This is a genomic window from Nocardioides panacihumi, from assembly GCF_039530925.1.
Lineage (GTDB): Bacteria > Actinomycetota > Actinomycetes > Propionibacteriales > Nocardioidaceae > Nocardioides > Nocardioides panacihumi.
In genome coordinates, this window is sequence record NZ_BAAAPB010000001.1 from 406,688 (window position 1) to 425,457 (window position 18,770).

General features: G+C 70.9%; 16 protein-coding genes. 5 read left to right on the plus strand and 11 right to left on the minus strand.

What is annotated here, in order from left to right; genetic code table 11:
* Positions 1-65 precede the first annotated feature (65 nt).
* From ABD205_RS01980 to ABD205_RS02010, 7 genes are all read right to left on the minus strand, one after another.
* The gene (locus ABD205_RS01980) at positions 66-992 is read right to left on the minus strand and encodes a hypothetical protein (protein WP_344041868.1); all 927 of its coding nucleotides are present in this window, start codon (positions 990-992) and stop codon (positions 66-68) included.
* A 212-nt stretch (positions 993-1,204) separates the two neighbouring features.
* A complete protein-coding gene (locus tag ABD205_RS01985; protein ID WP_344041870.1) occupies positions 1,205-1,963 on the minus strand; it encodes an ABC transporter ATP-binding protein in 759 nt (252 codons plus the stop codon).
* The gene (locus ABD205_RS01990; RefSeq protein ID WP_344041872.1) at positions 1,960-4,671 is read right to left on the minus strand and encodes an ABC transporter permease subunit; all 2,712 of its coding nucleotides are present in this window, start codon (positions 4,669-4,671) and stop codon (positions 1,960-1,962) included. Before ABD205_RS01990 ends, ABD205_RS01985 begins: the two co-directional genes overlap by 4 nt.
* Before the next feature lie 127 nt (positions 4,672-4,798).
* Complete coding sequence (locus ABD205_RS01995) at positions 4,799-5,275, minus strand: pyridoxamine 5'-phosphate oxidase family protein (RefSeq protein ID WP_344041874.1); 477 nt, start codon at positions 5,273-5,275, stop codon at positions 4,799-4,801.
* Positions 5,276-5,304: 29 nt separating this feature from the next.
* Complete coding sequence (locus tag ABD205_RS02000) at positions 5,305-6,102, minus strand: enoyl-CoA hydratase-related protein (RefSeq protein ID WP_344041876.1); 798 nt, start codon at positions 6,100-6,102, stop codon at positions 5,305-5,307.
* Positions 6,095-6,949 (minus strand): amidohydrolase family protein, encoded by an 855-nt coding sequence (locus tag ABD205_RS02005; RefSeq protein ID WP_344041878.1) that lies wholly within the window; start codon positions 6,947-6,949, stop codon positions 6,095-6,097. Before ABD205_RS02005 ends, ABD205_RS02000 begins: the two co-directional genes overlap by 8 nt.
* 19 nt (positions 6,950-6,968) lie before the next feature.
* Complete coding sequence (locus ABD205_RS02010; RefSeq protein ID WP_344041880.1) at positions 6,969-8,450, minus strand: carboxylesterase/lipase family protein; 1,482 nt, start codon at positions 8,448-8,450, stop codon at positions 6,969-6,971.
* A gap of 87 nt (positions 8,451-8,537) precedes the next feature.
* Between ABD205_RS02010 and ABD205_RS02015 the strand changes: the two genes are divergently transcribed.
* Both ABD205_RS02015 and ABD205_RS02020 read left to right on the plus strand, forming a co-directional pair.
* A complete protein-coding gene (locus ABD205_RS02015; RefSeq protein WP_344041882.1) occupies positions 8,538-10,250 on the plus strand; it encodes a class I adenylate-forming enzyme family protein in 1,713 nt (570 codons plus the stop codon).
* Positions 10,243-10,686, plus strand: coding sequence for an HtaA domain-containing protein (locus ABD205_RS02020; RefSeq protein WP_344041884.1), 444 nt, complete (start codon positions 10,243-10,245; stop codon positions 10,684-10,686). The genes ABD205_RS02015 and ABD205_RS02020 overlap by 8 nt, the downstream gene beginning before the upstream one ends.
* A gap of 42 nt (positions 10,687-10,728) precedes the next feature.
* Here the strand turns inward: ABD205_RS02020 and ABD205_RS02025 are convergent, their stop codons facing one another.
* Genes ABD205_RS02025 through ABD205_RS02040 form a run of 4 tightly spaced genes read right to left on the minus strand, consistent with a single transcriptional unit; the run spans position 10,729 to position 14,942 of the window.
* A complete protein-coding gene (locus ABD205_RS02025) occupies positions 10,729-11,574 on the minus strand; it encodes an SDR family NAD(P)-dependent oxidoreductase (RefSeq protein ID WP_344041886.1) in 846 nt (281 codons plus the stop codon).
* Positions 11,571-12,488 carry an enoyl-CoA hydratase gene (locus ABD205_RS02030; RefSeq protein WP_344041887.1) on the minus strand — a complete coding sequence of 306 codons (918 nt, stop codon included), beginning with the start codon at positions 12,486-12,488 and terminating at the stop codon, positions 11,571-11,573. The genes ABD205_RS02025 and ABD205_RS02030 overlap by 4 nt, the downstream gene beginning before the upstream one ends.
* 29 nt (positions 12,489-12,517) lie before the next feature.
* Positions 12,518-13,555 (minus strand): cyclase family protein, encoded by a 1,038-nt coding sequence (locus ABD205_RS02035; protein WP_344041889.1) that lies wholly within the window; start codon positions 13,553-13,555, stop codon positions 12,518-12,520.
* Positions 13,536-14,942, minus strand: coding sequence for an aldehyde dehydrogenase family protein (locus ABD205_RS02040; RefSeq protein ID WP_344041891.1), 1,407 nt, complete (start codon positions 14,940-14,942; stop codon positions 13,536-13,538). The genes ABD205_RS02035 and ABD205_RS02040 overlap by 20 nt, the downstream gene beginning before the upstream one ends.
* A gap of 168 nt (positions 14,943-15,110) precedes the next feature.
* On the opposite strand from ABD205_RS02040, the gene ABD205_RS02045 reads away from it, so the two are divergent.
* From ABD205_RS02045 to ABD205_RS02055, 3 genes are all read left to right on the plus strand, one after another.
* Positions 15,111-16,328: a cytochrome P450 gene (locus ABD205_RS02045; protein WP_344041893.1), complete on the plus strand. Its 1,218-nt coding sequence runs from the start codon at positions 15,111-15,113 to the stop codon at positions 16,326-16,328.
* 94 nt (positions 16,329-16,422) lie between these two features.
* Complete coding sequence (locus tag ABD205_RS02050; RefSeq protein ID WP_344041895.1) at positions 16,423-17,622, plus strand: acyl-CoA dehydrogenase family protein; 1,200 nt, start codon at positions 16,423-16,425, stop codon at positions 17,620-17,622.
* Positions 17,619-18,767: an acyl-CoA dehydrogenase family protein gene (locus ABD205_RS02055; protein WP_344041897.1), complete on the plus strand. Its 1,149-nt coding sequence runs from the start codon at positions 17,619-17,621 to the stop codon at positions 18,765-18,767. The genes ABD205_RS02050 and ABD205_RS02055 overlap by 4 nt, the downstream gene beginning before the upstream one ends.
* The last annotated feature ends 3 nt before the right edge of the window (positions 18,768-18,770 follow it).

An 18,770-nucleotide genomic window follows, 5' to 3' on the forward strand; every position in this document is an offset into this window, starting at 1 on the left:
CTGGTCCTGGGCGGCAACTGGTCCTGAACCAGGCCCCAGCGTGCTGGTGAGGGGTGGATTCAGGATCAGTTGAGCGTCCGGACCGGCCGCAGGCCCCCGTTCCAGGGGTGGAAGGGCGGGGGCGGCAGGCGAGCAGCGAACGCCTTGCGGCCAGTGGCCGAGTACGTCGACCTCGCGACGAGATCGAGCCAGGGGCCCAGGTCGATGCGCCGACCGAGCGCTCGTTCGACCGGTTCGATGACGAGGTAGGCCGCCTGGAGCAGGTCCCGGGCGACGTACCCCGACCGCTGGTGACCGGCGGCGGCGAGCGCGCGGTCGCGCCGCAGGTCGTCGGCGTGCTGGGATGCGTCGCGGTGGTGGGCGCCGTCGTACTCCTGCAGCAGGCGCGTCCCTTCGACGAGCAGGTCGGCGCGCGCGACGAAGCGGCCGTCCTGGTCGGTGATCGCGGCCTGGGGCACGACGCCCACACCGCACGCGATGTGAAGGATCCGGAGCATCGTCTCCCACGCGGACTCCGAAGCAGGGTGTGCCAGGTCGAGCGCGGCCCGGAAGGTCACCACCCCGCGGCGCCGCACCTGACCGGCCGCCCTGAGCTCGGCCATCGAGCACAGCCCGAGGTGGAGCGCGGAGTCGATCAGGATGGTCAGGTCGAGTACGTCGAGGTAGCGCCCGGCCGCGACCAGGGCATCGGCGAGCCTGGCGACCCGGATCCCGTCGACCAGGGTGCATCGGGGTGTGGTCGGATGACGGCTGACGATCAGCTGTGCGCGCTCCGGCTTCACCTCGTCGCGGACGGTGCCCATGCCCACGAAATGCGGCAGGTCCGTCGGCAGCCGAGGCAGCCAGAGCCGGTGGACCCGTGCAGCGGTCAGCGCCGTGAAGCTGCCGCTCGGCGGCACCAGCTCCTGCCAGGCCGCCAGCTCAGCAAGGAGCGCCGCATGGCCCTCCAGCCCGGACGGCATGTGGATCCCGCGTGAGAGTCGTACGACCATCCGCCGAGGCTCGACCGAACCCGCGGTCTGCTCCGGCTGCGGATCCGCCCCCTGTGGACGGCTCGCGCAGCCGGGGCGCCCGTGGATGAGATGTGGCCGGTGGCGGCCAGGCGTCGCTCGGCCCTATCCCGGCACAACTGGTCCTGAAGGAGCCGCCCCGGAGCCCGAAGCGGCCGGTTCAAGACCAGTTGCGCGGAGGTGGAGGAGGAGGCTCAGCTCGCACCCTCGCCGATGTACTGCTCGAACATGTCGCCCTGGAGCAGTGAGTGGGCGTTCCCGTCGTAGGCGATCTCGCCCCGCCGGAGGACGTACGCGTGGTCGGCGATGGACAGGGTCCGCAGCGCGTACTGGTCGACGAGGAGGAGTGCGACGCCCTTCTCACGCAGCGTCTGGAGGAACTCGAAGACCAGGTCGACGATGATCGGCGCGAGCCCGAGGGACGGCTCGTCGACGAGGACGAGCTGGGGCTGCGCGACGTACGCCGCGGACAGCGCCAGCATCTGCTGCTCACCGCCGGACAGCGTGCCGGCCTTCTGGGAGAGTCGCTCGCCGAGCCGCGGGAACACGGACGTGGCGATCTCGATGCTCTCCTTGGCGCCCGTCGACGACGCCTGCATCAGGAGGTTCTCGCGCACCGTGAGGTTCCGGTAGACGCCACGGCCTTCGGGCACGTGGCACATCCCGCCCTTGGCACGGGCCGATGCCGACGCCCTCGTGACGTCCACGCCGTCGACGATCACCTGGCCCGAGGTGAGCCTCATGAGTCCGGACGCGACGCGGAGGGAGGTCGTCTTGCCGGCGCCGTTGGGCCCGATCAGTGCCGTCACCGAGCCGGGAGCGACCGTCAGCGAGACGTCGCGAAGCACCGCTGTCGCGCCATAGCTGGCATGCACGTTGCGGAGCTCGAGCGCCGGCGCCTCAGCCACGGCCGTGCCGCCACTCGGAACGGGCCGGATCTGCTGGTCGGTCATCGGACCGCCTCCTCGATGTCGTCGATCAGGTCTTCGCGGGTCTCTGTCTCCGACCCGAGGTACGCCGCCTGGACGACGGGGCTGGTCCGGACCTCGGCCGGAGTGCCGTGGAAGAGCAGCTTGCCGAAGTCGAGGACGTAGATGTCCGCGCAGACGCGGAGGACCAGAGCCATGTCGTGCTCGACGAGCAGGATGCCGCAGCCACGCGTCTCCACGACCTTCGTCAGGGTCTCACCGAACCGCTCGGTCTCGACCGGGTCGAGCCCCGAGGAGGGCTCGTCGAGGAGGAGGGTGTCGAACGGGCCGCTCAGGCACCGGGCGAGCTCGACGAGTCGGCGCTGGCCGGTGGACAGCTGGCCCGCGTTGACGTCTCGCAGGTCGGCGATGCCGCACAGCTCCATGGCATACTCGGCGGCCTCGAGCGTCTCGCGGCGCTCGGAGCGCGAGGCGAACAGCTGGCCACGCACATTGGAGCCCGCCATTCCGGACTCGACGCCGAGCGCGACGTTCTGCCCGACGGTGAGCGAGTCGGCGAGCTGCATGAGCTGGAAGGTTCGGCCCAGACCACGGCGCCCGCGAGCTGCCGCGTTCATCCCTGTCACGTCGTGTCCCTGGAGCAGCACCTGGCCGGTCGACGGCGTGAGGAGCCCGCTGGCGGCGTTGAACGTCGTGGTCTTGCCGGCGCCGTTGGGGCCGATCAGTCCGGTGATCTGACCGACGGGGGCCTTGAGCGAGACCTGGTCGACGGCGGTACGGCCGCCGTACCGGATCGTGAGGTCGCGGACCTCGAGACCGCTCGCGCCCTCCGGCATCGTCCACGGGTCGGCCGCGACCTCGACCACAGGGCCCTCCTGCTTCCGGGCGAACCGCTTGTCGATCCAGTCGCGCGCCTTCTGCGGAAGCGTGTCGGCACCGCCCTGGGTCGCGATGACGATCGCGAAGAAGCCGAAGATCACGTTGAGCCACGGTTGCGCGTTCGGGTTGTGCCAGAACGCCGGCACGAGGGCGGCGAACACGCCGACGACGGCGTACCAGGGCTCGCGGAACGGCATCAGCGCCAGCGTGGCGACCAACACCAACGAGTAGTAGGCCGCGTAGTTGGAGTCGCCGAGCACGACGTAGTTCACGCTGCTGCCGTAGAGGATGCCGCCGATGCCGGCGATGTAGCCGGCGATGCAGAAGACGATGAGCCGGAGCAGGTGGGTGTTGAGGCCGAGCGTGCGCACGGCGAGCGGCGCTTCGGACAGGCCGCGCAGCATGCGGCCGAGACGACTGGCGTGGATGCCCACCATCACGAGCGCTGTGACGACGAAGAACGCGAGCACGACGTAGTAGTAGGCCTCATCGCTCTGGAAGCCACCGGGCCGCGGCATCGGGCGACCGGTGCCCGTCGTGCCGAAGAACCAGTCCTTCTGGTAGGCCCAGCCCTCCATCGACAGACCGAAGCCCAGGGTGGCCAGCGCGAGGAAGAGGCCCTGGAGCCTGATCGCCGGGAGCGCCAGGAGCGCGGCGACGGGGACGACGATGAGCGCCGAGAGCAGCACGCAGACGAGCCACGGCAGGTCCCACTTCTCGGCAGCCTGGGCGAAGGTGACTGCGCCGATCGCGGCGAAGACCGCCTGGCACAGGGAGACCATCCCGGCTGTGCGCACGAGCAGGCCGAGCGAGAGCAGGACGATGGCCTGGGTGAGCCCGACGGTCAGGAACGTCAGCTGATTGGTGAACAGCTGCGGGCCGAGGGCCAGGAACCCCAGGACGACGACGGCGGCGACGATCCGGGTACTCGTCGGGCCGTGGTACGGGATCTTCGGCGCCCGTTCAGCACGCGCCGGTGCGTCGAGCTTGCGTTTGGGGATCACCATCAGGGCCACCAGGAGCACGATGAACGGCAGGGCCGTGTTGAGCCCGCGGAGCGACGCGTGGTCGATCGAGAACTTCGTGATCAGGTTCGAGACGATACCGACGAGCAGCGCACCGACGTAGGTCAGCGGGATGTTCGAGAACGCACCGATGGCCGCGGCGCCGAACGCCTGGACGACGAGGAAGGTCATGGTGACCGCGTCGATGCCCACCGTCGGGGCGATCAGGACGCCGCAGAGCGCGGCGAACATCGAGCCGATGCTCCAGGACAGGCGCTGGACGGCGCGCGGGTTGGTGCCGTGCAGCGCGACCAGATCGGGGTCGTTGACGACCGCGCGCATCGCGAGACCGGTGCGGCTGACCCGGAAGAAGTAGTAGAGCAACCCGACCGCGACGAGGGAGATGGCCACGATCGTCAGCTGCGCATACGTGATGTTCACACCACCGATCCGCACGATCTTCGTCGCATTGGGCAGGTAGGGGTCGGGACGCAGCGGGTTGAAGCCGAACTTCACCGTCGCCAGCCCTTGGACGAGCAGGACGATGCCGACGGTCGCGACGACCTTGAGCGCTGGTCGCTGGTTGCTGAGCTTCAGGCTCACAGCGGACATGACGAACCCGAAGAGGATGCCACCACCGACGACGGCGATGAGTGCGGAGGTCACCCAGCCGATCTCGCGCTCCACGTGCAGCCAGTAGAAGAGGTAGGCCGCGGCCGCCGCGATGGCGCCGTGCCCGATGTTGAAGATCCCGGATGTCTTGTACGTGAGGACCAGGCCGGTTCCGGCGAGGCCCAGCACTGATCCGGTCACCAGGCCGGCGACGATGAATGGCAGGAATGTGTCCACGGTGTACCTCAGGTCAGCTGATCGGGGCGGGTAGACCCGGCCCCGGCGGCGTCGGCGACTCGACTTGTGTTCTATTTATGAAGCAGGCGAGCCGTAATGATTGTGTAATCATGGTCACCGCGACGGCCTACGTCAATGACCTGCCCGGCTCTGATCCCAGAACGCGGCGCGGCGACAGGCCCTCGCTCTTGCGAAAGTCCCAGCTGACCAGGCGCGTCGGAGTCAGCCGCAGCCAGGCGTGCCGGCCGTCGGGCACGAAGTCGGGGACGCCTGCGTACTTCCACGCGTACTGTCGCTCGACGTCGGCCAACTCGGGCCGCGGCTGGGTCGTCCGCGGCACCTCCGAGGCGACGACGACCTCTCCGGACAGCTCGACACCGCGCAGCTCGGTGAACTCCTCACCGGCGTCGACGACCACCGAGACCCGCCGGTCACGCTCCAGATCACGCCACCGCTGGCTGCGGAACGTCGAGTTCAGCCACAGCGACCTGCCGTCCCAGACGAACCACAGCGGGGTCACGTTGGGCGCCCCCGTCGCCCCGACCGTCGCCAGCCGGCACACGCGCTCCTCGACGAGGAAGGCGTTCACTTCCGCTGGTGACATCGCGATCCGGCGGCCGCGGCGCTGCTCCCTCACTCCTGCCGCCCCAGCACGGCCCGACGTACGTCGTCGTCGGGCGCCCATCGGGGAGCGCGGCGCTCGAGGAACGCCGCGTTGCCCTCGGCTCGGTCCTCGGAGACCAGCTGCGCCTCCATCGCTGCCGCGGTGCTGGCCCAGCCGGTCGCCTCCCCGTGCTCCTCCGTCTCGCGCAGCCCGCGCATGAGGCGCGCGACGGCCGATGGGGCACCGGCGCAGGCGTCGAGGGCGAGCTCGAGCGCCGCCGGGAGCACCATCCCGGGTGCGACGAGCCGGTTCACCAACCCCAAGGCGTGGGCGCGTTCGGCCTCCAGCCGGCCACCCGTCAGCATCAGCTCCACCGCGACGTTGCGCGGCAGTCGAGCAGGCCCGCGGTGCAGCCCTCCGGCTGCCGGAACCCTCGCGCGGATCGTCTCCGGGAGCGCGAACCAGGCAGCCCTCGAGGCGACGACCAGGTCGGCGGCGAGCACGAGCTCGAACCCACCGCCGAGGGCCGGACCGTCGACGGCTGCCACGAGGGGCTTCGACCGTACCCGCCTGACGACGCCGTACTGGCCGCCGCGCGTCGTGTGCGGGCCCGCCCCGGCGACGAGATCGCTCCCGGCGCAGAAGACCGGGCCGTCCGCGGCGAGCACGCCGACCCGCAGCGCGGGGTCGTCCTCCAGCCTGTTGAAGGCGTCGTCGAGGGCGTGCGTCGTCGCGGGGTCGATGGCGTTCCGCTTCGCGGGACGCGCGAGCGTGACGACGAGGACCGGGCCGGTCACCTCGACTCGGACCGGTCCGCGCTCACGCACCGAAGGGCTCCCGCCAGGCGAGCCAGGCACCCAGCCCACCGCCGAGCACCAGCGCTCGCTCGGCGGGGTCGAGCCCGGGGAGGTGCTGGACGAAGGTGTCGACCAGGTCCGGGTACGGCACGGGGAGCCGCGAGAGATCGGACCCGAAGAAGACCCGGTCGGCACCGAACGCGTCGACCAGGCGGTAGACGGCCTCGGTGATCGAACCGAACGGTCGCCGCTCCGCGGCCAGGTCCAGGAAGCAGGGCAACGCGGACGCCTTCACCGCCATCCCGGGGTACTTCGCGAGCGCCGCGAGGGGCGCCACAGCCTCGGGCAGCGGCCGGTCCGCGGTCTCGATCGCCGCGTGGTCGACCGTGATTCGCAGCCCGGGATAGGTCTCCGCCAGGTCTCGGTACAGCTCGTAACGGCCGGGCGCGTAGACGCAGAGGGGCACGCCGTACCGCTCCGCCGCGGCGAAGAAGCCGCTGGCACGGGTCGCCGCGAGCGCCTCCTCCACGTCACCTCGGTTGAGCGAGAGGCGGATGGCGCGCATGCCCGGGATCTCCCGCCAGTGGGCGAGCCGCTCCGACGCCTCCGGGTCAGCCGTGTCCCAGCGGCAGATGGCGCCGAACCGCGCCGGGTCGGCGGACGCCACCTCGAGGACGTAGTCGTTGCGCGATCCCTCCCAGGTGGGGCCGAGCAGGAGTGCCCCACGGACACCGGCAGCGTCCAGGATCCCGACGACCTCGGGCACCTCCAGCGGCTCGGCGCGCTGCGGCTCGATGGCGTCGGGCGGCCACGGGCGCTCGGGCGTCGACGCCTTCCACACGTGGATCTGCGCGTCGAGGACGACGTGCTCGGTCATGGTGTCCGCACCCTTCGGGTCAGAGGTCGATCCCGGCCCAGGCCTCACGGCTGGGGGCCAGGGGGTCGGTCACCGTCTCGCTGGCCAGGTCCAGCCGACGTACGAGGCGGTCGGCCCCGTACGCGGGCCAGCCCGGGTCTCCGTCGCGGACGAAGGCGACCCACGCGGCGTGCATCTCGTCGGCGAGCTCCTGGGGAGCGTCGGTCCCACGTAGCGCGATGCCCCACGGGTCGGCGAGCGTGTCGAAGACGAACGGGATCTCGAGCGTGTGACAGGCGCCCAGGCGGCCGTCGTAGGTCGCAGGCCTCCAGGCGAACTCGTAGACGTGCGCCGTCCGACCCGCGTCTCGCAGCGCCTCCACCAGGCGGTCGGTCGGCGCCACGCAGAACCAGTCGGACTGGAGTGCGACGAAGAGCTCGGCATGAGTCGCCTCCGGCATCCGCGTCCGGTAGCGCTCGACCATCGCGGCAGCGTCGACGCCCGGACCCACGACCCGTGCGGTCGTGGCGGCCAGCACCTCCTCGCTCATCCCGTCCGCCAACCCGGTCGGGGCGACGAACAGCCCGTACTCGTCGGCATTGACACCGATGAGCAGGTCGACGTCGGCGACGTCTCCGGCCACGGCGGCGGAGTACGGGTGGACCGGCAGGAGGTCGCCCTCGACCACGGGCTGGAAGACCAGGCGCCGGAAGTCGGCGGATAGCGGGTCCTGCCCCGAGGTCAGCCGGGTGATCACGAGGTTGGTGGCCTTGTGCAGCACGTCGACCGGCACCCGGGCGATGGCGGCCGCCGTCGGCTCGACCCCGAGCTCGGCGGCGAGCTCGGCCGCCACGACCTCCGCGTGCTCCACGGTGTGGACGTGGTGAGCGGTGCCGCTCTGCGCGATGGCACGCCGGAACAGCCCGCGGGCGCGCGGCACGGCCAGGAGGACACAGACGGCCATCCCGCCGGCCGACTCGCCCGAGATGGTCACGCGGGACGGGTCGCCGCCGAAGCGGGCGATCTCGTCCCGGACCCATTCCAGCGCCGCGATCATGTCGAGCAGCCCGCGGTTGGCCGGCGCATCGGGGAGGAGCGCGAACCCCTCGACGGCGAGGCGGTAGTTGATCGTCACCGCAACCACACCGTCGCGTGCGAAGGCCGTGCCGTCGAAGGCGGTGGTGGACCCCGCGCCCGTGGCGAACCCGCCGCCGTGGATGAACACCAGCACCGGCGCACTCCCGGTGACGCCGGGTGTCCAGATGTTGAGGTTGAGGCTGTCGTCGCCGGGCCGGCGTGGGTCCGGGAGGAGCTCGTCCATCACGGCCGAGCGCTGGGGAGGCGTGGAGACGGTCGGCCCGAAGGTGGTGGCGTCCACGAGGCCGTCGTGGCGCCGAGGTGGGCGGGGGGCGTCGAACCGGGCAGCGCCGACCGGGGCCTCGGCGTACGGGATGCCGAGGAAGGCCCACCCGCCGGCCGTCGGTGTGCCCCGGAAGGTTCCCTGCCTCGTCGTCACGTCCACGACCGCACACTCCTTACCGATTCACAATAGTCTTGCTATTATGCATCATCATTACAGCGATCGTCGCCAAGTGAAAGGTCGGACCGCATGACCCTGGACGAGACGTCCCGGCTCCGCATCCTCACCGCCCCGGGCGGCGCGTTCCCCGTGACCTCGATCGATGTCGACGGCGCGCGGCTCGAGATGTTCGACCGCGACCCACGCACGATGCGCGACGCCTTCCTCGCCACCGCCGCCTTCTCCGAGCGCACGGCGGTGGTCTTCGGCGAGGAGCGCTGGACGTACGGCGACCAGTGGGTGACCGTGTGCAGGCTCGCGACCGCCCTGCGCGACGAGCTGGGCGTCCAGCCCGGCGACCGCGTCGGCATCGCGATGCGCAACTACCCCGAGTTCATCTTCACGTTCTGGGCGGCCCAGCTGATCGGAGCCGTCGTGGTGCCGTTCAACGGCTGGCTCCGCACCCGAGAGCTCGCGGAGGTGATCGCCGACGCCCGGCCCGCCGTCCTCGTCGCCGACCGGGAGAGGATCGCACTGCTGGCGTCCGAGGACCTGTCGGCCAGCGGAGTGCGGCACGTGGTGGGCGTGCGCTGCGACGACGCCCTGCCGGGTGCCACGTCGTACGCCGCGCTGCTCGACCGCGCCGGGACCGTCACCGAGCCGCCCGCCGTCCAGCTGTCGCCCGACGACCCGTCGACCATCCTGTTCACCTCGGGCACGACCGCGAAGCCCAAGGGCGCCCTCCACACGCACCGCAACCACTCGGCGTCGCTGCTCAACAAGTACATCCGCGCGGTCGGCGTCGGGCCGGAGCAGCCGGACGGCTCGCACGAGATCCTCCCGCCGGCGCCGTCGGTCAAGCTGGTGACGTTCCCGTTCTTCCACATCGCCGGCATGAACACCCTCTACACCGCTGCCTACTCGGGCCACACCCTCGTGCTGATGTACAAGTGGGACGCGGAGCTGGCCGTCCGGCTCGTCGCGGAGGAGCGCGCCAGCGAGGTCGCGGGACCTCCGTTCGTCGTCCAGACGTTCCTCGACGCGGCCGCGACCACGACCCGCGACCTCTCGAGCCTGCGGATCATCGGAATGGGCGGCTCGGCCGCACCCACGAAGGTGATCGCGGCGCTGGCCGAGCGGTTCGGCGACCAGGTGACCCCGCGGACCGGGTACGGGCTCACGGAGACGACCTCGGGCGTCGTGTCGATCTCCGCCGCCGACTTCGCACGCCACCCCGACAGCGTGGGTCGACCGCTCCCGACCGCCCAGGTCGCGATCCTCGCCGAGGACGGCACCCCGGTCGAGCCCGGTCGCGAGGGGGAGATCGCCATCCGCGGCCCCCAGGTGGTCCGTGGCTACATGAACATGCCCGGCGCCGACGACTTCCGGGGCGGCTGGTTCCACACCGGCGACCTCGGTCGCATCGACGAGGAGGGTCTCCTCTACATCGTGGGCCGGCTCAAGGACGTCGTCATCCGGGGTGGCGAGAACATCAACTGCGCCGAGGTCGAGGCCGCGCTGACCGCCCACCCGGAGGTCGTCGAGGCCGCAGCGCTCGGGGCGCCGCACCCGCAGCTCGGCGAGGAGCTCGTCGCCGTCGTCCGCGTCCGTCCGGGGAGCTCCCTGGACGCCGAAGGCCTACGGGCGTTCGCGTCGGAGCGCCTCGCCGCCTTCAAGGTCCCGGTCCGCGTCGCCGTCTCCGAGATGCCGCTCCCGCGGACCGCGAGCGGCAAGGTGATCAAGCGGGACATCGTGACCACGCTGCAGGTGCCCGACCTCCTGCAGCCCGCAGCCGGTGCCTGAGCCGGGGCTCGCCTGGGCCGTCCGGGCGAGCTTCCTGGCCTACGTTGCAGGACTCCCCGACGGCCGGGCGTCCGTCTCCGGCGGAGCCACCCTGACCTTCGATGACCCGCAGCGGGTGATCTTCGCGCCCGACCCCGAGCACACGACCGCCGTCGAGCTCGCCTATCGAGGCGACCTCCGGCTCGCCGGCCACGGCGGCCTGCTCTTCGTCCGGCTCGCCAACCCGCGCCTCCGGCTCGACGGCGACCGCGCCGTCCTCTCGGTCGACGACCCGCGGAGCGAGGACGGGTCCGGCCCCCGCCTGGACCTGGTCCGGCTGCGCCTCGACGAGGACGGGTCGGGCCGCGACGTACGTCTGCTCGCCGCCGGTGTCCCCCTGTTCAACCACGTCTACGCCGAGGGCGAGCCCTTCGACGACCTGGCCGTGCTCGGCTGACCGTCAGCCACGTCTCAGAGGGAGGCGAGCCGCGCCCCGGCGTCAGGCCGTCGGCGCCGGCTCCGGTGAGACGACGTTGAAGACGATGCTGTTTCCGCCGTCGACGGTGATGGTGTGGCCGGTGACGTGCCCGGCCAGCGGGGTGGACAGGAAGAGCAGCACGCTGGCGATGTCCGAGGGGTAGGCGACCTTGCGCAGCGGCGTCCGCTCGACGTTCGCGACCACCAGGTCGCGGGTCCACCGTGGGTTGGCCTGCTGCCGGGGCGTCCGCACGACGCCCGGCGCGACCGCGTTGACGCGGACCCCGAGAGGGCCGAGCTCGACGGCCGCTGTGCGCACGAGCGACATCAGTGCGGCCTTGTCGGCGCCGTACGCGCTCGTCTTCGGCGAGCTCGTCATGCCGGCGACCGAGGCCACGAAGGTCACCGAGCCGCCGGTGCCGGTGCGCTCCCAGTAGCGGCCGGCGTACTGCAGGGCGAGGTAGGCGTGCTTGAGCACGACGTCGTGGTGGAACGCCCAGTCCTCGTCGGTGAGGTCGAGGAGGCCCTTGTAGATCGCGAGCCCGACGATGTCGACGACACCGTCGAGGCGGCCGCAGCGCTCGTCGACGTGGTCGAACAGCGCTGCCATCGAGTCGCGATCGGTGATGTCACCCGTCCAGGCGATGCCGTCTACCTCCGCTGCGACCTTCTCCGCGCGCTCCTCGTCGCGGTCCACGCAGACCACCCTCGCGCCGACGCTCGCGAGAGCGTGCGACGTCTGATAGCCGATGCCGAACCCGGCGCCGAGCACCACGTGCACCTGACCGTTCAGGCGGAGCATCGAGGCGTAGTCGGGGGTCCAGTCCGCGTCCCGGTCGACCCACTCCCCACTCGTCCCGGCGTTCACCGGACCACCGCCCCGATTTGCTCGGGGTCCTGGTCGGGGTTCGCCGACGACGGCTTCCTGCGCCAGTCGACGGCGCCGTCCTCGACCGTCGCGTGCGCAACCCGCCCGCCGTGGATCTCAGCCCAGTGGGCGTGGTTGATCTGGTGCAGGCTGAAGCAGGCCTGGAGCGCGTTGTGGAACCCCATGTTGTCCTGAGTCTGGTTGACCGCCTCCTTGATCATGAGCGCGGTCATGGTCGGGCGCTTGGCGATCTCGCGGGCGTACTCGAGCGTGCGCTCGACGAGCTCGTCGGCGGGGAAGATCTGGCTCACCATGCCGAGGCGGTGGGCCTCCTCGATCGTGACGTCACCTCCGGTGAGCATCAGCTCCTTGGTGCGCCGCAGACCGAACTCCCAGGGGTGTGCGAAGTACTCGACGCCACACATGCCGAGTCGAGTGCCGACCGGGTCGGAGAAGGTCGCGCCTTCGGCGCCGACGATGAGGTCACAGGACCACGCGAAGGTGAGGCCGGCGGCGTGGACCGGGCCCTGGACGGAGCAGACCGTGATCTTGCGGAGGTTCCGCCACCTCAGGGAGTTCTGGTAGTAGAAGTGCCACTCCTGGACCATGCGCTTCTCGGCGCTCGTCCTCGTGGCGCCGTGCGAGCCGAAGGTCGGGTGCTGGTCCGGCCCGGGCTCCCGCTCGAGCGCCCGCTCGGGCGTGCCCATGTCATGACCGGACGAGAAGGTCATCCCCTCGCCGGCCAGGATCACGACGCGGACGGTGTCGTCCGCCTCGGCGCGCAGCATCGCCTCGTCCAGCTCGACCAGCAGGGACCGGCTCTGGGCGTTGCGGTAGCGCGGACGGTTGAGGGTGATCCGGGCGATCGTGCCCTCGTCGAGCTCCTCGTAAGTGATGAAGCGGTACTCCGACATGCGGGGTCCTCTCTGCAAGAACAGGCTGGTTACTTGATGGCGATCGGGTTGAGGGGGGTTCCGACGGCGCCCGTCACCGTGAGCGGCTGAGCGGTCAGGAAGAACTCGTAGACCCCGTCGGCGGCGCAGTCCGCGGCCAGCTCCTCGAGGTCCCAGATCTCGCCGATCAGGACGCCGGCGTTGACCAGGAGGACCACGTGGAGCGCGAACTTCACCTCGGGGAGCGACTCGCTCGGCACGCTCTCCAGCCCCCACGTGTCGGAGGCGACGGCCGCGACCCCGCGCGGGAGCAGGTAGTCGACGCTGCTCACCCCCAGCCCGGGGGCCGGCCCGGCGGCGTAGTCACCCCAGTGCTCCTCGCCCTCCTCGCGGCGACGGCGCATGTGTCCGGTCCGGACGAGCACCAGGTCGCCCTCGCCGATCTCGACGCCCTGGGCGCGGGCGCAGGCCTCCACGTCGACGTCCTGGATCGCGTCCTCGGGCTCGAGCCAGTCGACGCCGTAGAAGCGGGGGAAGTCGAGCAGCACACCGCGGCCGACGACCCGGTCGGCCACCTGGGCGATGCTGTTGTGGGCGGCTCCCTGGCTGGTCACCGCCTCCGGACCGTGCCCGTTGTAGGTCTGGCCGTCGTAGAACACGTGGCAGAACGCGTCCCACTGGGTCGCGCACTGCAGGGGCATGTACACGCCGTCGTCGGTGGACTGCATGCCGTGCTGGGCGTTCTCCCAGTCGGCGAGCAGGTCACCGCCGTGTTTGAACATCACGTGCTGGGGGTTGACCCGTGCCGTCCGCGCAGGCATGGGGCCGTTGCGGTCGAGCGGGATCGCGAGCGAGAAGGCGCGGCCGGTGCGGACGAGCGCCGCCGCGGCCGCGACCTTCTCGGGCGTGATGAGGTTGAGCGAGCCCGCCTCGTCATCCGGCCCCCAGCGTCCCCAGGTGCGGTACCGCTGCGCCAGCGCGTCGATGTCGACCTTGCTGTACTGGCGCCGCGGTGAGACGGTCTGCGGGCTGTTGATCGTTCGACCTCCTGGCTCGTGGGTGCGGCGGTCAGAAACCGAACGCGGCACCGCCGACGGCGTACGTCTTGAGGTTGGCGAACTGGTCCATGCCGGAGCGACCGAGCTCGCGGCCGACGCCGGAGCGCTTGGTCCCCCCGAAGGCGACCTCGGTCGGCGAGCCCATGAAGGTGTTGACCCCGACGCCCCCGGTGTCGAGACGCGACGCGACGCGCAGTGCCTCCTCGTCCTCCCCGAAGACCGCTCCGCCGAGCCCGTACGGGCTGTCGTTGCCCAGCTCGATCGCCGCCTCCGCGTCGGGGACGCGGAAGATCATGCCGACCGGTCCGAACGGCTCCTCGCGGTAGACGCGCATGTCGGGCGTGATGCCCGTGATGACGGTCGGCTTGAAGTAGAAGCCGGGACCGTCGACCTTGCCACCTTCGAGCAGCACCGTCGCGCCCTTCGAGACAGCGTCGTCGAGCTGCTCCTGGAGCAGGTCGGCGGCGGACTGGCTCGACATCGGACCGATCGTCGAGGCCTCGTCGAACGGGTCGCCCAGCACCTGGCTGGCGAAGGCCGCGACGTACTTCTCGGTGAACTCGTCGGCGATGCCCTCGGTGACGATGACCCGCTTGGGCAGCGCGCAGGCCTGACCGCCGAGCAGCAGCCGGCAGGTCGCGGCCACGCCGGCCGCCAGCTCGACGTTCGCGGAGTCCAGCACGATGAAGGCGTCGGAGCCGCCGAGCTCGAGGACGACCGGCTTGATGTTGCGCCCGGCCAGCTCGCCGATCTTCGACCCGGCGGCGTCGGACCCTGTCAGGGTGACGCCGCGGACGCGGTCGTCGGCGATCACGGTCCCGATCTGGTCGCGGGTCGCGAGCAGGGTCTGGTAGCAGCCTGCCGGGAAGCCGGCCTCGAGGAAGATGTCGTCGAACATGAGCGTCGAGCCGGCGCAGATCTCGGCGGGCTTGACCATGACGGTGTTGCCGAGCATGAGGTTGGGAGCGGTCGCACGCATCGCCTGGTAGAGCGGGGCGTTCCAGGGCTCGATGCCGATCACCACACCCATCGGCTCGCGCCGGAGGAAGGCCTGCGCGAACCCGGGGACGTCGATGGGCTCGTCGGCCAGGATCTCCTCGGCGTTCTTGGCGTAGTAGCGGAACATGTCGACCGCGCCCATGCCCTCTCCCATCGAGTGCGGAAGCACCTTGCCCATCTCGAGAGTGGCCTGGTGGGCGAGCTCGGGGAGCTTGGCCTCGATGAGGTCGGCGACCCGGTAGAACAGCGCGATCCGCTCGGACAGCGGGACGTCGCGCCAGGCCAGGAACGCCTGGTGGGCCAGCGCGAGCTGGGACTCGAGCTCGGCGTCGTCGATGGACGGGTAGTCCCGCACGAGCTCTCCCGTGGCGGGGTTCGTCGTCCGGTACTTGCGCTGGGTGGGCGTCGTTGCGGTCACCGCAGTCCTCCTGGTGAGACGTAGTTAGGTTTGAACAGTAGAACACCATCATTCATAGGCGCTAGTACCAACATAGTTGACCGGTGGGCGGGATCACCCCAAGATGGTTGCAAGACAAATAAGAGCTCGGCGCGCCACTCGGCCGCCGACCCTGATCAGAGGTGTCCCATGGAGATCAACCTGCTCGATCCCGCCCACTACGTGACGAGCCAGCCCTACGAGCTCTACCGACAGCTGCGGGAGACCCAGCCGGTGTACTTCCAGCGGGAGTTCGACGGCGGGCCGGGCTACTACGCGCTCATGCGGTACGCCGACCTCAAGGCCATGGAGACCGACTCCGAGACGTTCGCCAACGCGCCGACCACGATCATCAGCGACACGGCCGTCCAGGGCGACGAGACGCACCAGCACCTGATCTTCTCCGACCCGCCGCACCACACCGCTCACCGCAGGATGCTCAGCCCCGAGCTCAGCGTGATCGCGGTACGCGACCAGCAGGACGTGCTCGAGGAGCTGTGCCACGACATCATCGACCGGGTCATCGAGAAGGGGTCCTGCAACTTCATCGAGGACATCTCGGGGCGGATGGCCAGCTTCGTGATGGCCGACCTGGTCGGCCTCCCACGCGAGCAGTCGCTGGTGATGTTCGACGCCGCAGCGACGCTCGCCCGCGGCACGGACCCGTCGTACGGCATCGGTGCCGAGGCGCTCACCACCCTTTACCAGTGGGCGTCCGAGGCGTACGCCGAGCGCGTGAAGGCGCCGCGCGAGGACATGCTGACCAAGATCGCGCAGGCGGAGGTGCTCGGAGTGCCCTTCGACGAGATGCAGTTCCAGCTCGACTTCCAGCTGCTGGTCAGCGCCGGCAGCGACACCTCGCGCAACGTCCTGGGCACCGGGATGCTGCGGCTCCTCGAGCACCCTGAGGCGCTCCGCGCCCTCATCGAGGACCCGTACCTGATCCCGGGGGCGGTCGAGGAGATGCTGCGCTTCGACCCGCCCCTGGTCTACCAGCGCCGCACGGCGACCCGGGACGCCGAGATCGCCGGCATCGCGATCCCGAAGGGCACCAAGGTGGCCGGCTACTACGGCGCGGCCAACCGCGACCCCGAGGTGTTCAGCGACCCCGACACGTTCGACATCTTCCGCTCGCCGAACCCGCACCTGGCCTTCGGCGCCGGTCGCCACTTCTGCCTCGGCTCACACCTGGCGCGCGCCGAGCTCGTCGCCATGTTCACCGCCATCGTGACCCGGATGCCCGACCTGCGCCTGGCCGGCGACGTGGCGTGGGACCTCCACCCGCAGCCGCCGACGGTCATCGGTCCCAATGAGTTCCCTGTCGCCTTCACGCCCGGTACCCGCGTCGGTGACGCGGCGCTCGCCTAAGCATTGATGCTGCAGTGATGTATCTCATCTGGTGCAATGATGTTCAGGCGATAGAGTCCGTGGTGTCCCGACACCCGGCTGCGAAGGACCACGCATGACGACCGCGCCACCCTCGACCACGCCCGACGCCACCTTCGTGGAGGAGACCGCGCGCCGAGTGGTCGCGGAGCATCCGCCGACGTCGACCCCGCTCGCCGAGCTCATGGGGGCCTGGTACGACGCCGGTCTGACATGGGTCCACTTCCCCGTCGGTCTCGGCGGCCTGGACGCCCCGCGCGCCCTCCAGCCGCTGGCGAACCGGATCCTCCAGGAGGCCGGCGGTCCCGAGCCGCGCACGGTCAACACGATCGGCTACGGGATCGTGGCGGGCACCATCCGGCGCTACGCCGACGCCGAGCTCGCCGCCCGGCTCCTGCGCCCGCTCGCCACCGGCGAGGAGAAGTGGTGCCAGCTGTTCAGCGAGCCGGGCGCGGGCTCGGACCTGGCGGGCTTGGCGACGCGGGCGGTGCGCGACGGTGACGGCTGGAGGGTCAATGGACAGAAGGTCTGGAACAGCCTCGCGCACCTGTCCCGGTGGGCGATCCTCCTAGCCCGCACCGACCCCGACGTGCCCAAGCACCGTGGCCTGACCTACTTCATCGTCGACATGCACACACCCGGCATCGACGTACGACCGCTGCGCCAGCTCACGGGCCGCGCCTCCTTCAACGAGGTCTTCCTCGACGACGTCCACATCCCCGACAGCCAGCGCTTCGGCGACGTCGGCGCAGGCTGGATCGTCGCGAACAGCACGCTCGGCGACGAGCGCACGTCGCTGGGAGACCGTGTGGCGACCCGCGGCAGCGGCGCGATCGCCGACGCCCTCGAGCTCTGGGCCGCGCACCCGGAGCGACACACCGCGGTGCTGCGCGAGCGACTGACACGGCTCTGGGTACGCGCCGAGACCCAGCGGCTCACCGGCAACCGCGCCCGCGTCACGGCCAGCACGGGAGCGGTCGGGCCCGAGAGCTCGATCATCAAGCTCCTCAACTCCGAGCTCACCCAGGCCGTCTACGAGTTCTGCATCGAGCTCCTCGGCCCGCAGGGCACGCTCATCGACACCTACTCACCCGACGCACCCGACGACGAGACCGGCTCGACGGCCCTGCAGAGGAAGTTCCTCCGCTCCCGCGCGACGACGCTCGAGGGCGGGACGTCCGAGATCATGCGGAACGTGATCGGGGAGCGCGTGCTCAAGCTTCCGCAGGAGCTCCGCGCCGACAAGGGCATCCCGTGGAAGGAGATCCCCCGATGACGCTCACCACCGACCAGGAGTTCGAGTTCACCGAGGACCTGGCCGAGCTGCGCGCCATGGTCCGCGAGTTCTGCCAGGAAGTCTCCCCGGAGTCCGTCGTCCGGGAGACGATGGACACCGACGCCGGGTGGGATCCCGCTCTGTGGCGCCGGCTCGGCAGCGAGCTGGGTGTCCTGGGTCTCGCCGTGCCCGAGGCGTACGGCGGCGACGACGCCGGGCTCGTCGCCCAGGCCGTCGCGGTCGAGGAGCTCGGCGCCGCCCTGGTCTGCGGCCCGGTCCTGGGCACGCTGTGCCTGGCCATGCCCGCCCTCACCGCGATCTCGGACGAGAAGGCCAAGGCCGAGCTGCTGCCTCCGTTGTGCTCCGGCGAGAAGGCAGCCACTCTGGTCGCGCCCCTGTGGGACGGCGGCCTCGACGCCGACGCCGTGCAGGTCGCCGCAACGGACCTGGGCACTGGCTGGCAGCTCGTGGGCGAGGTCGCCCAGGTGCCCGACGGAGCCGCCGCCGACACGCTCCTCGTCGTCGCCACCACCGGGGCCGGCCTGGCGCTCTTCGCAGTGGCCGGGGACGCGGACGGCGTCAGCCGCACCCCGCTCACCACCCTCGACCTGACGCGGCGCCAGGCGGCCGTCTCGTTCGACCGCAGCTCAGCGCGCCTGCTCGCCGTCGGCGACGAGGCCGTGGCCGCCTGCGAGCACGCGGCCCGGACGGCGGCGGCCCTGCTCGCCGTCGAGCAGGTCGGCGGCGCCCAGCGGATGCTCGACATCACCGTCGCGCACGTGAGCACGCGCAAGCAGTTCGGCCAGCCGGTCGGCGCCTACCAGGCCGTCAAGCACCGCTGCGCGAACATGCTGATCGCGGTCGAGACGGCGCGCTCGGCGGCGTACCACGCGGCCTGGGCCCTCCAGGACGGCCTCGACGACCCGCAGCTCGCGGCCAGCCTGGCGCGCGCGGTGGCCAGCGAGGCGTACGAGTGGGTGGCGGCGAGCGCGATCCAGATGCACGGCGGCCTCGGCTTCACCTGGGAGGGGTCGCCGCACCTCTACTTCAAGCGGGCGACAACCGACGGCCTCGTGCTCGGCAGCGCCACCCAGCACCTGGACCGCGTCGCGGTGCTGGCCATCGACACGCTCGTCCGAGCCTAGGAC

Coding starts and splice junctions, on each gene's coding strand:
- ABD205_RS02045 (WP_344041893.1), top strand. CDS start 15,111: ATGGAGATCAACCTGCTCGATCCCGCCCACTACGTGACGAGCCAGCCC.
- ABD205_RS01995 (WP_344041874.1), bottom strand. CDS start 5,275: ATGTCACCAGCGGAAGTGAACGCCTTCCTCGTCGAGGAGCGCGTGTGC.
- ABD205_RS01980 (WP_344041868.1), bottom strand. CDS start 992: ATGGTCGTACGACTCTCACGCGGGATCCACATGCCGTCCGGGCTGGAG.
- ABD205_RS01985 (WP_344041870.1), bottom strand. CDS start 1,963: ATGACCGACCAGCAGATCCGGCCCGTTCCGAGTGGCGGCACGGCCGTG.
- ABD205_RS02030 (WP_344041887.1), bottom strand. CDS start 12,488: ATGTCGGAGTACCGCTTCATCACTTACGAGGAGCTCGACGAGGGCACG.
- ABD205_RS02050 (WP_344041895.1), top strand. CDS start 16,423: ATGACGACCGCGCCACCCTCGACCACGCCCGACGCCACCTTCGTGGAG.
- ABD205_RS02055 (WP_344041897.1), top strand. CDS start 17,619: ATGACGCTCACCACCGACCAGGAGTTCGAGTTCACCGAGGACCTGGCC.
- ABD205_RS02015 (WP_344041882.1), top strand. CDS start 8,538: ATGACCCTGGACGAGACGTCCCGGCTCCGCATCCTCACCGCCCCGGGC.
- ABD205_RS02005 (WP_344041878.1), bottom strand. CDS start 6,949: ATGACCGAGCACGTCGTCCTCGACGCGCAGATCCACGTGTGGAAGGCG.